The organism is Lysinibacillus sp. CD3-6 (assembly GCF_006351725.2).
Classification (GTDB): Bacteria; Bacillota; Bacilli; order Bacillales_A; family Planococcaceae; genus Lysinibacillus.
The window spans coordinates 1187564-1203369 of record NZ_CP085880.1; the positions used below are offsets into that span (position 1 = coordinate 1187564).

18 protein-coding genes are annotated in these 15806 nt (G+C 37.5%); all 18 read left to right on the forward strand.

The window, feature by feature from the left end:
* Positions 1-3: 3 nt before the first annotated feature.
* Complete coding sequence (locus tag FH508_RS05535; RefSeq protein WP_228134387.1) at positions 4-675, forward strand: flagellar biosynthetic protein FliO; 672 nt, start codon at positions 4-6, stop codon at positions 673-675.
* Positions 672-1337 carry a flagellar type III secretion system pore protein FliP gene (gene fliP / locus FH508_RS05540; RefSeq protein WP_173477751.1) on the forward strand — a complete coding sequence of 222 codons (666 nt, stop codon included), beginning with the start codon at positions 672-674 and terminating at the stop codon, positions 1335-1337. The genes FH508_RS05535 and fliP overlap by 4 nt, the downstream gene beginning before the upstream one ends.
* A 13-nt stretch (positions 1338-1350) precedes the next feature.
* Positions 1351-1620: a flagellar biosynthesis protein FliQ gene (gene fliQ, locus FH508_RS05545; RefSeq protein ID WP_173477750.1), complete on the forward strand. Its 270-nt coding sequence runs from the start codon at positions 1351-1353 to the stop codon at positions 1618-1620.
* Between the two features lie 4 nt (positions 1621-1624).
* On the forward strand, positions 1625-2401 hold the full coding sequence (gene fliR, locus FH508_RS05550; RefSeq protein ID WP_173477749.1) for a flagellar biosynthetic protein FliR: 777 nt from the start codon (positions 1625-1627) through the stop codon (positions 2399-2401).
* A gap of 1 nt (position 2402) precedes the next feature.
* Positions 2403-3491, forward strand: coding sequence for a flagellar biosynthesis protein FlhB (gene flhB / locus FH508_RS05555; protein WP_173477748.1), 1089 nt, complete (start codon positions 2403-2405; stop codon positions 3489-3491).
* Between the two features lie 24 nt (positions 3492-3515).
* Positions 3516-5549: a flagellar biosynthesis protein FlhA gene (gene flhA, locus FH508_RS05560; protein WP_173477747.1), complete on the forward strand. Its 2034-nt coding sequence runs from the start codon at positions 3516-3518 to the stop codon at positions 5547-5549.
* Entirely contained in the window at positions 5546-6742 is a 1197-nt protein-coding gene (flhF, locus tag FH508_RS05565) for a flagellar biosynthesis GTPase FlhF (RefSeq protein WP_173477746.1), read from the forward strand. Before flhA ends, flhF begins: the two co-directional genes overlap by 4 nt.
* Positions 6739-7614, forward strand: coding sequence for a MinD/ParA family protein (locus FH508_RS05570; protein WP_173477745.1), 876 nt, complete (start codon positions 6739-6741; stop codon positions 7612-7614). Before flhF ends, FH508_RS05570 begins: the two co-directional genes overlap by 4 nt.
* Positions 7615-8769 (forward strand): protein-glutamate methylesterase/protein-glutamine glutaminase, encoded by a 1155-nt coding sequence (locus FH508_RS05575; protein WP_173477744.1) that lies wholly within the window; start codon positions 7615-7617, stop codon positions 8767-8769.
* Positions 8770-8785: 16 nt separating this feature from the next.
* Positions 8786-10855, forward strand: a complete 2070-nt coding sequence (locus tag FH508_RS05580; RefSeq protein ID WP_173477743.1) for a chemotaxis protein CheA — start codon at positions 8786-8788, stop codon at positions 10853-10855.
* A 27-nt stretch (positions 10856-10882) separates the two neighbouring features.
* Positions 10883-11329 carry a chemotaxis protein CheW gene (locus FH508_RS05585; RefSeq protein WP_173477742.1) on the forward strand — a complete coding sequence of 149 codons (447 nt, stop codon included), beginning with the start codon at positions 10883-10885 and terminating at the stop codon, positions 11327-11329.
* Positions 11330-11339: 10 nt separating this feature from the next.
* Positions 11340-11972: a chemotaxis protein CheC gene (locus tag FH508_RS05590; RefSeq protein WP_173477741.1), complete on the forward strand. Its 633-nt coding sequence runs from the start codon at positions 11340-11342 to the stop codon at positions 11970-11972.
* Positions 11973-11975: 3 nt separating this feature from the next.
* Positions 11976-12482, forward strand: a complete 507-nt coding sequence (locus tag FH508_RS05595; protein WP_173477740.1) for a chemotaxis protein CheD — start codon at positions 11976-11978, stop codon at positions 12480-12482.
* On the forward strand, positions 12482-12853 hold the full coding sequence (locus tag FH508_RS05600) for a hypothetical protein (protein ID WP_173477739.1): 372 nt from the start codon (positions 12482-12484) through the stop codon (positions 12851-12853). The genes FH508_RS05595 and FH508_RS05600 overlap by 1 nt, the downstream gene beginning before the upstream one ends.
* A gap of 363 nt (positions 12854-13216) precedes the next feature.
* Positions 13217-13987: a FliA/WhiG family RNA polymerase sigma factor gene (locus FH508_RS05605; protein ID WP_173477738.1), complete on the forward strand. Its 771-nt coding sequence runs from the start codon at positions 13217-13219 to the stop codon at positions 13985-13987.
* Positions 13988-14022: 35 nt separating this feature from the next.
* On the forward strand, positions 14023-14331 hold the full coding sequence (locus tag FH508_RS05610) for an RNA polymerase subunit sigma (protein ID WP_173477737.1): 309 nt from the start codon (positions 14023-14025) through the stop codon (positions 14329-14331).
* A gap of 9 nt (positions 14332-14340) precedes the next feature.
* A complete protein-coding gene (locus FH508_RS05615; protein ID WP_173477736.1) occupies positions 14341-14907 on the forward strand; it encodes a hypothetical protein in 567 nt (188 codons plus the stop codon).
* A 157-nt stretch (positions 14908-15064) separates the two neighbouring features.
* Positions 15065-15784, forward strand: a complete 720-nt coding sequence (rpsB, locus tag FH508_RS05620) for a 30S ribosomal protein S2 (protein WP_024362006.1) — start codon at positions 15065-15067, stop codon at positions 15782-15784.
* The last annotated feature ends 22 nt before the right edge of the window (positions 15785-15806 follow it).

Below are 15806 nucleotides of genomic sequence, written 5' to 3' on the forward strand. Positions count from 1 at the left end.
CAAATGTTAAAATCATTTCGTGTAACGATGATTTTCGCATTTCTATTAACCTTCCTATTTGTGTACCCGCCAACAGTTTCTGTTTATGCTGACTCTGATACAAATAGTATTGAGTATTGTATGAAAAAACCAGAGGAATGTAAGGATAATACAGATCCAGCTGCGAAGGAAGATACGGTTGTTTCAGCAGCTGGAGATGTTTCTGCATGGGAATACATAAAAATGGTTTTGGCGCTTATTTTTGTTGTAGCTTTATTTTATGGGTTGATGAAATTTCTTAATAAAAGAAATTTAACTTTTCAACGAAATCAAATGGTACAAAATTTAGGCGGTTTATCGTTAGGTGCACAAAAGTCTGTTCAACTTTTGCAAATAGGAAAATCACTTTATTTAGTTGGTGTCGGTGATGATGTCCAACTTTTACGTGAGATTACCGATCCGCAGGAAGTTGAAGCACTCCTTTCACTATATAACGAAAAACAGGAATATGCGGCAACATCACCTTATATAGCAGAAGTATTTTCAAAGTTTAAGAGAAAAAATAACCAAAATGCTTCAAAAGTTCAAAACCAAGATTCATTTGGTGAACTTTTTGAAAAGAAAATTTCCGAAATTAAACAGGAGCGCAGTGAAGAACTAGAGAGATGGAAGCAAAAGGAGAATGATGATAAATGAATGATATAGTCAATTATTTTTCCAACAGCGATCCGACAAATGTCTCAACCTCTGTTAAGCTCCTATTATTATTAACCGTACTGTCACTTGCACCGAGCATATTAATTTTAATGACGTCCTTTGCAAGGATTGTCATTGTGCTCTCGTTTGTACGTACAGCTTTAGCGACACAACAAATGCCACCAAATCAGGTTATTGTTGGTCTTGCTTTGTTTTTAACGTTTTTTATCATGGCTCCTACTTTTCAAGAGGTCAATAAAGAGGCATTACAGCCATTATTCGCTGAAGAAATAGGGCTAGAAGAAGCATACGAGAAAGCTAGTGTGCCCTTTAAAGAATTTATGAGTAAACAAACGAGGCAAAAAGATTTAGATTTGTTTTTACAATACAATCAAGCAGAAAAACCAGCATCGGTGGAGGAAATTCCTCTAACTATGCTTGTACCTGCCTTTGCATTAAGCGAAATTAAAACAGCTTTCCAAATTGGTTTTATGATTTTTATTCCATTCCTAGTAATCGATATGATTGTCGCAAGTACATTGATGTCGATGGGGATGATGATGTTACCACCGGTTATGATCTCATTACCGTTTAAGATTTTATTATTTGTACTCGTCGATGGCTGGTACCTCGTAATGAAATCATTACTACAAAGTTTTTAGGGGATGATACAGTATGACAGGTGAAATGGTTATTTCAATTGCAGAGCGTGCCATTATGATTATCCTTCTAACAAGCGGACCGCTATTATTAATTGCTTTAATCTCAGGTCTAGCGGTAAGTATATTTCAAGCAACAACATCAATTCAAGAGCAAACATTAGCATTCGTTCCAAAAATCGTCGCAGTATTAGTGGGCATCGTTTTCTTTGGTCCATGGATGTTATCTCAAGTAACAAGCTATGCGAGAGATATTTTTGAGAATTTAACGCGTTATATAGGGTGAGTGCATGAATGAACTAGTCCCCCCAATAACGGTATTCTTATTAGTGCTTGTGCGTGTAACGGCTTTTTTCGTTACAGTACCTTTCTTTTCATATAAAACGATTCCGCAGCAAGTACGTATTGCCCTCGCATTCGTTTTAGCTTGGATGATGTATTATACAATCGACGTAGAGCCATTTCTTTTTAATGGTGATTACATACTTTTAGTGATGAAAGAAGCCCTTATTGGATTGTTACTAGGTCTAGTAGGCTATATCATCATGTCGGCAATTCAAATTGCCGGAAGCTTTATCGATTTCCAAATGGGATTTGCCATCGCCAATATTATTGATCCGCAAACAGGGGCACAAAGTCCACTTATTGGTCAATTTTTTAATACATTGGCGTTACTATTTCTATTAGCAATAGATGGCCATCATATGATTCTAGATGGAATTTACTATAGTTATCAGTTTTTACCTATAGATCAAGGATTTCCAGATTTCGCGAAAGATGACTATATCCAGTTTGTTATAACAACCTTTACTGCAGTCTTCGCCATAGCTTTTCAAATGGCAGCACCTGTTGTAGCAACGTTGTTTTTAGTTGATTTAGCACTAGGGATTACGGCGAAAACTGTCCCACAGCTTAACATCTTTGTTGTCGGTTTTCCCATTAAAATTGGTGTTAGTTTTTTAGTGCTATTCACGATGATGGCGGTTATGATACAAGTCATACAAAAGTTGATTACGATTATGATTTACGGTATGCGCGATTTAATGGCAATATTAGGTGGTGGATAACATGTTGCTACTACTGGACTTAGATTTACAGTTTTTTGCAGGTGAAAAAACGGAAAAGGCGACACCTAAAAAACGACAAGATGCTAGAAAAAAAGGGCAGGTCGTAAAGAGTCAGGACATATCTAGTGCGATTGTTATGCTCATGGTGTTTATCTTTCTTTTTTTCTTCGCGGGATCATTGCGAGACGAGCTTTTATCTTTTTTTAGGCAAACATTTATCCATAACATACGTGTAGAAACACTTACGATAGACAGTGTAATGCATCTCTTTACCGAAACATTAGTAGAAATGGCTTATGTTATCGTACCGATAATGGCGATTGCTTTCGTAGGAGCATTGGCGGGTAACTTTCTACAATTTGGTTTTTTATTCACATTAGAGCCGATGAAATTCGATTTAAAAAAGATGGATCCTATTAAAGGATTAAAGAAAATTTTTTCAGTAAAAGCCATAGTAGAGCTTTTAAAATCAGTATTAAAAATCACCTTTATTGGTGGGGTAACAACAATTATCATATGGTCAAATTTACATGAAGTATTAGCACTATCCTTTAAAAGTCCGTGGATGACCCTTATTACAGTTGGCAAACTAGTCGGCATTATGGGAATTGCGGCTTCTCTTGTGTTACTATGTGTATCCTTATTGGACTGGATGTATCAAAAACATGAGTATGAAAAAAATCTTAAAATGTCTAAGCAGGACATTAAAGATGAATATAAAAATAGTGAGGGCGATCCGCTCATTAAATCAAAAATCAAACAACGTCAGCGTGAAATGGCGATGCGTCGAATGATGTCAGAGGTTCCGAACGCAGATGTCGTTATTACCAACCCAACGCACTATGCGATCGCTCTGAAGTATGATGAGGAAAGTATGGATGCCCCACGTATAGTGGCAAAGGGAACAGACTTTGTAGCTCAAAAAATTAAACTGATTGCTAAAGAACATGATGTCGTAATGGTAGAAAATAGACCATTAGCCCGCGCCATGTATGATCAGGTAGAAATAGGCGATCAAGTACCAGAAGAGTTTTTCAAAGCAATAGCAGAAGTACTCGCTTATGTTTATCGTATTAAGCGGAAAATTTAAAGCTTTTTTGTAGGAGGGACACAAATGAAGGTTCGCGATATAGGGGTTTTAGGTGCGGTTATTTTAATCGTTGCGATGCTCATCATCCCTCTTCCTCCGTGGATGCTAAGTTTCTTAATCGTCATTAATATTACATTAGGATTAATAGTACTTTTAACAGCAATGAGTATGAAGGAAGCATTAGATTTCTCTATATTCCCTTCCGTTATATTACTGTTGACCCTGTTTCGACTTGGATTGAGTGTTTCCACAACGCGTGCAATTTTAGCGAATGGAGATGCTGGTTCAGTTGTTGAAACCTTTGGGGATTTCGTAGTTGGCGGGAATGTTCTCGTAGGTTTAGTAGTGTTTTTAATTCTTGTATTAATTCAGTTTATCGTTATTACAAAAGGGGCGGAACGTGTTGCAGAGGTAGCTGCTCGATTCACTCTAGATGCGATGCCAGGTAAACAAATGAGTATTGATGCAGACTTAAATGCAGGTGTTATTTCTGAACGAGAAGCGCGTGAACGACGTGATAAAGTTGCGGGTGAAGCGGATTTCTATGGAGCGATGGATGGTGCTACGAAATTCGTAAAAGGGGATGCAATCGCCTCTATGGTGATGGTTATCATCAACTTATTATTTGGTATTATCATTGGTGTTGTACAAATGGGCTTACCATTTGCAGAAGCGGCAACCCATTTCTCTAAGCTTACTGTTGGCGATGGTATTGTATCGCAAATCCCTGCACTTCTTATTTCAACAGCAACAGGGATTGTTGTAACGCGTGCATCTTCAAAGGGAAGTCTAGGAGAAGATATTACAGGACAATTATTCGCCCAAGCAAAGCTTCTTTATGTTGCTGGGGGTACTATTATTTTACTAGGTTTATTCACGCCAATTCCTAACTGGGTAACGTTACCAATCGGTATTTCACTAATTGCAGGTGCTTACATGATGGATCGTAAAAAACCAGAGGATGAGGAAGAGTTACTTGAAATTGAGGAAGAAGTGGCAACAGACGGCATGAAGAGCCCTGAAAATGTTGTGAATTTATTAAATGTGGACCCAATTGAATTTGAATTTGGCTACGGGTTAATACCGTTAGTAGATGCTGCTCAAGGTGGAGACTTATTGGATCGCGTTATTATGATTCGTCGTCAACTAGCATTGGAGCTAGGTATTGTCATACCAGTTGTTCGTATTCGCGATAATATTCAATTACAGCCAAATGAATACCGTATTAAAATTAAAGGTAATGAAATGGCTCGGGGAGAGCTTTTACTCGATCATTATTTAGCAATGAGCCCTGGAGATGACGATTCAATAGAAGGTATTGATACTGTTGAGCCATCATTTGGTCTACCTGCAAAATGGATTACGGAACAAGTAAAAGAAGACGCTGAAATGTCGGGCTATACAGTTGTTGACCCACCAAGTGTTGTATCAACTCATTTAACTGAAATTATTCGAGCGAATGCGCATGAACTTTTAGGACGCCAAGAAACAAAACAATTAATCGACCATTTACGAGAAACACATCCAATTTTAGTCGAGGAGTTGACACCTGCTCCATTGTCTACAGGTGAAATCCAAAAAGTATTGGGCAAGCTTCTTCGAGAAAATGTTTCAGTACGTAATTTACCAATTATTTTTGAAACATTAGCAGACTATGCAAAATTAACTAGCGATACCGATATATTAACAGAGTATGTTCGTCAATCATTAGCACGTCAGATTACATCACAATATGTAGGTGGCAGCTCGTCATTGAAAGTCATTACTGTATCGGGTAAAGTAGAGAAAATGATTGCTGATAGTATTCAGCAAACGGATCATGGAAATTATTTAGCGATGGATCCACAAGATTCTCAAATTGTTTTAGAGACCATTGCATCTGAGGTAGAACGCGTGTCCTTTATGGAACAATCTGCTATTATTCTATGTTCTCCAGCCGTTCGTATGTATTTACGCCAACTGACAGAACGTTATTTCCCGCAGATTCCTGTGCTATCTTATAATGAACTAGATGCTTCTATTGAAATTCAAAGTGTTGGGGTGGTGAATGTTGAGTGAAAATGAAAAAATATTATGCATCTTCCATACCTGAAGCAATGAAGCTAGTACGAGCTGATTTAGGCGAGGACGCTGTCATTTTGAATTCAAAAGTAGTAGTTACAAAGAAACTTTTTGGGCTTGTAAAGAAGAAAAATTTTGAGGTAGTTGCAGGGATTGACTCCATGGAGCCGAGTTATACGGCTCCCGCTCCTGCTAATGTGCCTACAATACCTGCTAAAAAAGAAAATGCTAGTTTACAAGAGATTACAAATGCTGTGCAAGCTAAAATTCAACATGCTCAGCCTAAGTATGAACCATCTTCCAAAGATGAGACAGGTATGTCTGAAGAACTGCGGAAGGAAATTGCAGATTTAAAATCGTTAATGCAATTAATGCACAAGAAGGCTAGCCAAGCTCAATATCCGGATGAACTCTTACCCTTCATTGAATACTTAAGACAGCAAGAGCTAAATGAGGAGCTCATCACAACGATTGGTGATGAGCTTTTTACGCATTTTAGAGAAGCCTCAGATATTAATTTTTCACAATGCAAGTTAATTACAAAAAACTTGTTACGAAAAGAGCTAGAGGAATTGCCGATTGGTGGTCTATCGTATGAACGTAAATTTATTAATGTTCTCGGACCAACTGGTGTCGGCAAAACAACGACAATTGCTAAAATGGCAGCAAGAGCGGTTTTAGAAAAAAAGAAAAAAATTGGCTTTATAACAACAGATACTTACAGAATAGCTGCCATTGAGCAGTTAAAAACGTATGCTGGTCTTTTGCAAGCACCTGTCGAAATAGCCTATAACTCGACGGATTTTGAACAAGCTGTGCAACGATTGTCCCATTTAGATTTAGTCTTTATCGATACCGCTGGACGCAATTATAAAGAAGTAAAGTATGTAGATGATTTACAGCGCCTTATTAAGTTTGATGATCAGGCGGAATCTTTCCTAGTGCTTGCTATGACAGCAAAAGAGAAGGATATGACCAATATTATTGAGCAATTTAAAAGCGTACCAATCGAAAAATTTATTTTTACGAAGATCGATGAAACAAATTCTATTGGCACAATGATTAATTTAATGATTAAATATAATAAAGGACTTGCTTACTATACGAATGGTCAAGAAGTACCAGAAGATATTGAAGAAGCTGAGTTAGAAGCAGTGCTTAATTTGTTTTTCCAAGGTGAAGAAAAATGAGGGACCAAGCAGAAACATTACGCTTGAAAATGCTTAAGCGGCAAGGTGAATTAGGCAAAACCATTGCTGTAGTGAGCGGTAAGGGTGGAGTTGGTAAAAGCAATTTTTCTATGAACTTTGCAATTAGTTTAGCGAGTAAGGACAAAAAAGTAGCGATTGTAGATATGGATATTGGTATGGGAAATATTAATATTCTAATTGGAAAAAATGTTTCTTATAGTTTAAAAGATTACTTAGAAGGAAACAAATTACTAGATGAGGTAATTTTTGAAGGTCCACATGGTTTACAATGTATTTCAGGGGGCTCTGGTATGTCGAGTGTGCTGGAGTGGACGGATGAGATGTTTGAAAGATTAATTCATGCATTTGAACAACTCCAAAAAAACTTCGACTATATTTTGTTTGATATGGGCGCGGGGGCAACTAGTTGGTCATTAGAATTACTGACATCCATTGATGAAATTATTGTCATTACCACAGCTGAGCCAACTTCTATTACAGATGCCTATTCGATGATGAAATATATTCATGTACGAGATATGGAGAAGCAATTCTATATACTTTGTAATCGTGCTTTTTCTAAAGAAGAAGGAGTCGAAACGATTGAACGTTTAAGGCTTACGATGAAACGTTTTCTTGATAAAGAGGTTACAATATTGGGCTCGTTACCAGAGGATCCTGTTGTGCGTAAAGCTGTACGCGAGCAAGTGCCTTTTTCAATCGCATATCCAGAAGCACTTATTTCTAAGACACTTCAACTGATAGTGGCTCGTTTTATGGAACAACGTATGGAGGAAGTGCATGCACATGAACAGTCAGCAAGTAAATTCTTAACAAAACTTAGAAATATTTTTTCGAAAGGGCGTGATTAATTGGACTTTTTACATAAAAGCAAGCTGTTAGTTGTCGATGATTCTGCTTTTATGAGAAAGCTAATTAGTGACTTTTTTGTTGGTAGCTCGAAGGTTGAAGTAGTTGGAACAGCAAGAAACGGAAAAGATGCGATAAAGAAAATCCAAACATTAAAACCAACAGTCGTAACAATGGATATTGAAATGCCTGAAATGAATGGACTCGATGCATTAAATGAAATTATGACAATTTGTCCCGTGCCTGTCGTCATGCTTTCAAGTACAACCCAAAGAGGTGCTGAAAATGCACTAACTGCAATCGAGTATGGAGCAGTTGATTTTGTTGCAAAGCCTAGCGGCACAATTTCACTTGATTTACATAAAATCCAATCTGAACTTGTCCATAAAGTGGAACAAGCATCGTTGGTACCTATTGCTAAACTTAAAAAACATTCGAGTAGTAAAAGACAACCAGAACCAAATGTATCACCGTCTACTATAAGAAAAGATTTATTGAATGAACGAAAAGTATTGCCATCATTTAATGGGACTTCAACAGCAACACATGTGACGAAGCCTCATAGTGAATGGAGTAAAGTAAGCAAAAAAATAGTGTTAATTGGTACATCTACTGGTGGACCACGTGCGCTACAGGAAGTTATTACAAAAATTCCAAAATCTATTCAAGCGCCGATTTTAATTGTCCAACATATGCCAGCTGGTTTTACTAAATCATTAGCTTCTCGTCTAGATCAATTGAGCGAGATTACAGTTAAGGAAGCAGAGCAAGGCGATATTTTACAAAATGGCGTGGCGTATATCGCTCCTGGAGGATACCATTTAAGGTTAAGAAAAGTAGGTATCTCGTATGGCATCGTTCTAGATAATCAAGAACCACCACGTTCTGGCCATCGCCCATCTGTAGATGTGATGTTTGAAGATGTAAGTCAATTTAAAGATTTTGATAAGGTAGCGGTCATTATGACGGGTATGGGCTATGACGGTTCAAATGGACTGAAAGCTTTAAAAAATACTGGAAATGTGATTGCTATTGCAGAGTCAGCTGAAACTTGCATAGTGTATGGTATGCCGAAAGCTGCGGTGGAAACGCAGCTTGTCGATGAAGTCGCTGATGTAGATGATATTGCACAAACAATTATGAAATATTTGCCTTAAAAGGGGTGTCCTCTTAATGGAAGTCAATCAATATTTAGAGATGTTTATCGAAGAAAGTAAAGAGCATTTACAAGCATGTAGTGAGCATTTATTAGAACTAGAAAAAAACCCTGATGATTTGGCAATCGTAGGAGAAATTTTCCGTTCAGCGCATACATTAAAAGGGATGTCAGCGACTATGGGCTTTGAAGACTTAGCAGACTTGACACATAAAATGGAAAATGTGCTAGATGCAATTCGAAATGAAAAGATCCATGTTTCACCAGAAATTTTAGATATCGTATTTGAATCTGTTGATCATTTAGAAGAAATGGTAATGGATATTGCGAATGGTGGAGATGGTAAACGTGATGTATCCTCCACAGTAGCGCAATTGAAGCGTATTGAATCTGGTGAGGAAGCAGCTCCTGAGGTTGTAGCAACTGTTGCAACTGAAGATAAACAACAAGTATCAAGTGTGCTAGAATACGACAGTTTTGAGCAAACGGTTATTACACAATCTGCGGAACAAGGATTTAATGCATTTGAAATTTCAGTAAGCCTACGCGAAGATTGTCTATTAAAAGCAGCGCGTGTATTTATGGTGTTTGAGATACTTGAAAAAGATGGTGATGTAATTAAATCAACGCCATCCGTTGAGAAGCTGGAAGATGAACAATTCGATCAGCAGTTTTATGTAGCATTCGTAACAAAAGAATCAGCAGAAGATATGCAGAAGAAGTTACTGAAGGTTTCTGAGGTTGAGGAAGTTAACGTTGCTACAATTAATCAAATACAATTCAGTGAAAAACAACAATATGAGGCAAGCCAAGAAGCTGCAGCTACTGCCATAGCGACAGTTGAAGCAGTCGAAACAACAGATGCAACAACAGCAAAACCTGCATCAGCAAAATCTACAGCACCTGCAAAAGCTGATAAAAGTCATGCACCTGTAGGAAACAAAACAATTCGTGTGAATATCGAACGTCTTGATATTTTAATGAATTTATTTGAAGAGCTCGTAATTGATCGTGGACGCCTACAATCCATTTCGACAGAAGTAAATCATGGTGAGCTAAACGAAACAGTAGAACGAATGAGTCGAGTTATGGGTGACTTACAAACAATCATTTTAACGATGCGCATGGTACCTGTTGAAACGGTATTCAATCGCTTCCCTAAAATGATTCGTCAGCTATCTCGTGACCTTAATAAGAAAATTAACCTTGAAATTATTGGTGCCGAAACAGAGCTTGATCGTACAGTAATCGACGAAATCGGAGATCCACTTGTGCACTTAATCCGTAACTCTGTCGATCATGGTATAGAAAACCCTACTGCACGCCGTGCGAAGGGGAAACCAGAAGAAGGTACAGTAGTATTACGTGCTTATCATAGCGGTAACTATGTCTTTATCGAAATTGAGGATGACGGTGCGGGCATTAATCGTGATAAAGTGCTGTCAAAAGCGATTTCAAAAGGAATCGTTACGCATGAACAATCACTTGCAATGACAGATAATCAAATTAATGAGCTCATTTTAGCCTCAGGTTTCTCTACAGCAGATGTTATTTCTGATGTATCTGGTCGTGGTGTAGGATTGGATGTTGTAAAAACAACGATTGAATCTTTAGGTGGAAACATTTCGATTGAATCTACACAAGATGTAGGCTCTATTTTCTCTATTCAATTGCCGCTAACATTATCAATTATTTCGGTAATGCTTGTAGAAATCGAAAAGGAAATTTATGCAATACCACTTTCATCAATCATTGAAACTTCAATTATCCGTTCATCGGATATTATGAATGCTCATAACCAAAAGGTAATCGACTTCCGTGGCAAAGTGGTACCACTTGTATTCTTAGAGGAAATCTTTGAGGTTCCTCGTAAAGAGCTACAAGATGATGAATTCCATTCAGTAGTAATTGTTCGTAAAGGCGAGAAACTTGCTGGTTTAGTTGTAGATTCATTCATTGGCCAACAAGAAATTGTACTGAAATCTTTAGGAAACTACTTAACGAATATCTTTGCAATTTCAGGTGCAACAATTTTAGGTAACGGTAAAGTAGCCTTAATTGTAGATTGCAATGCACTAATTAAATAAGGTGAATGAATAAGAGAGGTGTTAACCATGACAAATGCAGTTGAACAAGAAAATATAAAAGTGATTGTTTTCCAATTAGCAGATAAGGAATATGCGATTCCTGTATCACATGTTCAAGGTATCGAGAAACTTATGCATATTACACGAGTACCTAAAACAGAAAAATATGTAAAAGGCGTTATTAACTTACGAGGAGTCGTAACGCCGATTATTGATTTACGGGAACGTTTTGAGTTACCAATTTCTGACCATGAAGAAACGACTCGTATTATTATTATTTCATTAGAAGACATGGAAGTAGGCTTTGTTGTAGATTCAGCTAATGATGTGTTAGATATTCCAGCGAGCTCTATTGAGCCACAACCAGAAGTAGTAGGATCTCTAGAAGAAGAGTTTATTTCAGGTGTAGCGAAAATCGACAAGCGATTATTAATTTTATTGCATTTAGAGAAAGTATTAAATCCACTAAAGTAGGGATACGATTATGACATTTAATCAAAAGATTACATCACTACATTTAGACGTATTAAAAGAAATTGGAAATATTGGTGCCGCACATGCTGCAACGGCACTTTCCAATTTGCTTGGTAAAAAAATCGATATGCGTGTACCAAAGGTTGAAATGGTGTCGTTTAACGACATGATGGAACTAGCTGGTGGCTCTGAAAACGTCGTTGTTGGGATTTTTTTACGCATCGAAGGTGATGCTGAAGGAAGCATGTTCTTCATTCTTCCTATCGAACAAGCTAATCGTTTTATTCGTCGTCTAATACAGGATGAATCATTCGACTTTAAAAAAACACCTGTTTCTGAATTAGGTTTATCTGCTATGCAGGAAATGGGGAATATTTTATCTGGTTCTTATTTATCAGCTTTATCAGATTTTACAAATTTAAAAATTTATCCTACTGTACCAGGTCTAAGTGTAGATATGTTTGGGGCTATTATCAGTATTGGCTTAATTGAATTATCACATGTCAGTGATAATGTTATCGTAATAAATACATCCATTTTTGAAGACGGTGTAGAGGATCATGAAACCGTAAGAGGACACTTCTTCTTATTACCTGATCCTGATTCTTTTGATGCTATTTTTAAAGCATTAGGAGTTTCATAGCCTATGCTAAACACAAACACGAATGGTCAAGTTATAAAAGTGGGAATTGCTCAAATGGATGTAGCAAAATTGCCAAACACAATTAGAACCTCAGGGCTTGGTTCTTGTGTAGGCGTTATTTTATACGATGAGTCAAAGAAAATAGCTGGTTTAATACATGTGATGCTACCTGACTCTAGTCTTGGGAGATCAGAGTCGATAAACGTAGCGAAATTTGCGGATACAGGCATTGCAGCCATGATAGATTTATTAAAACTAGAGGGTGTTCAAAAATTTAAACTAAAAGCTAAAATAGCTGGGGGTGCGCAAATGTTTCAATTTACATCAGACAAAGATTCAATGCGCATTGGCCCTCGGAATGTAGAGGCAGTCAAGTTTGAATTAAAGCGTCATGGAATTCCTTTAATTGCCGAAAATACAGGCGGTAATAGCGGTCGAACTATTGAGTTTAATCCTGCTACGTCGATATTACATATTCGAACAGTTAACCAAGGAGTGAGTGAAATATAATGTTTGGTTCTATCTTTTATAACCTGTGGGGGGCGTTAATTGCCTTTTCTATTTATTTCTTTTTGACGTTGCAACAACCATTAACGCCATTGCGTATCATCATAGGTTCATCTGTAGTAGCAATTATCGTATTTTTTGTTATGTACATTGTTAGGTTTATAATTGCGTATGTGCTATTTACGCCCAATGCTGATCAATCACTAGCGGATAGCGATCTTGAAGAAAAAAGTTCTACCCACTCGGACGAGGAAAGTGAAGAAACGGCTTCTACAAGCTCGACGGTTGAGTTTCAAGATGAAAGCACGGAAGATATTGCACAAGTTGTCCGAACGATGCTGAATCGTGAAGATGAACAACAAGTAAATGCATAAAGCAAAAACACTTTGAACTGCCTCTAACGTTAGCAATAGACTAATGATTAGGGGCAGTTTTCTTATGCCCAAAAATGATAGAGCTGTTAATAATAGAATAGTGTTAGAGAATCATATGAAATTATAGTCGAATCTTGTTATAATAAAAGGAAAGAATGGTATAGGTTTGTATCTACGTTTGTCAGTCATTGTAAGCAGACTACTCAAAATAGGATAAGTATGATTCTTTTGATATACATGCTGTTTTTTCATAATGCAAAGCACTTACTACAGCGACGGCAATAAACACGCCTTGGAGCATTCAGGGGCCACAAAAGTCCGTTCAAACAGGTGCAACATGCTTTTAAAAGAGAGGTGGATTTTATGACACAACCAAATCTAAACGATGAACAAAAGCTGTGGAATCGATGGATTAATGAACGGGATCCAGATGCGGGCGATTTACTAATAAAAAAATATACATCTCTTGTAACCTACCATGTACAACGCATCGGTGCAGGTGTACCTAAGAGTGTATCTCGAGACGATTTAACAAGCTTAGGTATGTTAGGTCTTTTTGATGCATTAAATAAATTTGATATAAATCGAGACTTAAAATTTGATACATATGCTTCTTTTAGAGTGAGAGGCGCAATAATTGATGGCTTACGGAAAGAAGATTGGTTACCACGCTCTGCGCGAGAAAAGGCAAAAAAGTTGGATGCCAAAATTGAACAATTAGAACAACAATTTATGCGTCATGTGACTCCTGAGGAGCTTGCAGAACATATGGAGCTCCCTGTGGATGATATTTACCAAACTGTACAGGAGCATTTCTTCTCGAATGTACTATCTATAAATGAGCAACAAGACCAGGAGGAAGCTGAGGGAAAGTCCTTTGTAATTCGTGACGATACGACAAAGACCCCTGAGCAGGTCGTAATAAAATCAGAATTACTCGATGATTTAGCGGTAAATATACAAAAGCTAAACGACAAAGAACAGCTCGTACTGAGTTTGTTTTATACGGAGGAATTAACTTTAACTGAAATTGGAGAAATGCTCGAATTGTCGACATCGCGTATTTCACAAATTCACTCAAAGGCATTATTTAAGTTACGTAAGCTATTATCTAGTGAAATTATCAATGCGTAAGCATTCTAGAAAGTATTGTTGAGGGAGGAAATAATATGAGTTTAAAAGGTGTCGAATTACAAATTGCTCTACCAAAAACGTTTGAAGCGGGTAAAATGGCAGATCAGGCACAACAACAAACTTTAGCTCAACAAGCACACGCAAATGAAGCGCTAAAAAAGGAAATAGAGCGCAAGCAAAAAGCTGTAAATACTTCAGAAGGGATGGCTGAGATTAGTGAAGAGGAAGAAGCGGGTGGCGAATATATAAAAGGCACTCGCAAAAAGAAAAAACATCCTAACGAAAAACTAGAAAAACAAGCTCAGCATCCTTTCAAAGGTAATTTCGTAGATTTTAGTGGATAGGAGTTTACTATGACAACCATACTAATAGTCGTTCTCTTTGTATTGCAGCTACTATCATTTTATTTCATTATTATATTAAATACGAAATTAGCGAAATTCAAAGATTTAGAAAAAAAGCAGGAACGTTTAATGCGGGAAATGGATGACTCCATCAGTCTATATTTAACCGAAATGAAGGATGAAAATAACCGTCTTATTCAAGCGTTACAAGTCGTACCAAAGCCCGAAAGAACAAATGGTACAGGACAACACCAAAAGCCGCTTACTGTGCAAAAAGATCAAGGACAGCCTTTGACACAGGCGGAAAGTGTACAAAAGGATGTTAGCGAGCCACGCATTTTAATGCCGAAAACTATTGTAGCAAACGCTTACTCACGCCAACAACAAGGAGCAGGGACACCGATGCAAGCCACTGCCTCGACGCCAGTTGCGGTACAAAAGGAAGAACAAAAACCGATAACATTGGAACAACAAATTGTGCAAATGGCAAAGCAAGGGAAAACAGCGGAGGAAATTGCGAAAAAGCTTCAAAAAGGGAAGACAGAAATCGAGCTATTATTGAAATTTCATAGTTAAAACAGTTGCGAATGCTATAAAGCTGTGATATAGTTGCAAATGGTGTTATTACTACACACGCATTTTGATGTAGTAAGTGGTGCTCTAAGATTAGGGTAGCTTGTTGCAAACGATAAATGCGGAGGAAAAAAACCAAACATTCTAGGAGGAAATTCACATGTCAGTAATTTCTATGAAACAATTACTTGAAGCTGGTGTACATTTCGGTCACCAAACTCGTCGTTGGAACCCAAAAATGAAGAAATTTATCTTCGTTGAACGTAACGGGATCTACATCATCGACTTACAAAAAACTGTTAAAAAATTAGAGGAAGCTTATGACTTCATGCGTCAAGTTGGTCAAGACGGTGGTAAAGTTCTTTTCGTTGGTACGAAAAAACAAGCACAAGAAGCGATCAAAGACGAAGCTGAACGTTCAGGCAACTACTACATCAACCAACGTTGGTTAGGTGGTACTCTTACAAACTTCGGTACAATCCAAAAACGTGTTGCACGTATGAAAGCTATCGAAAAAATGGAAGAAGAAGGAACTTTCGAAGTTCTTCCTAAAAAAGAAGTAATCCAACTTAAAAAAGAACACGAACGTCTAGTTAAATTCTTAGGCGGTATCCGTGATATGCACGATCTTCCAGACGTTATGTTCGTGGTTGACCCACGCAAAGAACGTATCGCTGTTGCAGAAGCTCGTAAATTAAACATCCCTCTAGTAGGTATTGTTGATACAAACTGTGATCCAGATGAAATCGACTATGTTATCCCTGCTAATGACGATGCTATTCGTGCTGTTAAACTTTTAACTGCTAAAATGGCTGACGCTTTAATCGAGTCAAAACAAGGTGAAGAAGAAGCTCCAGCTACAGAAGCTGCTGCTGAGTAATTCACGTTTACAAAAAGGTGAT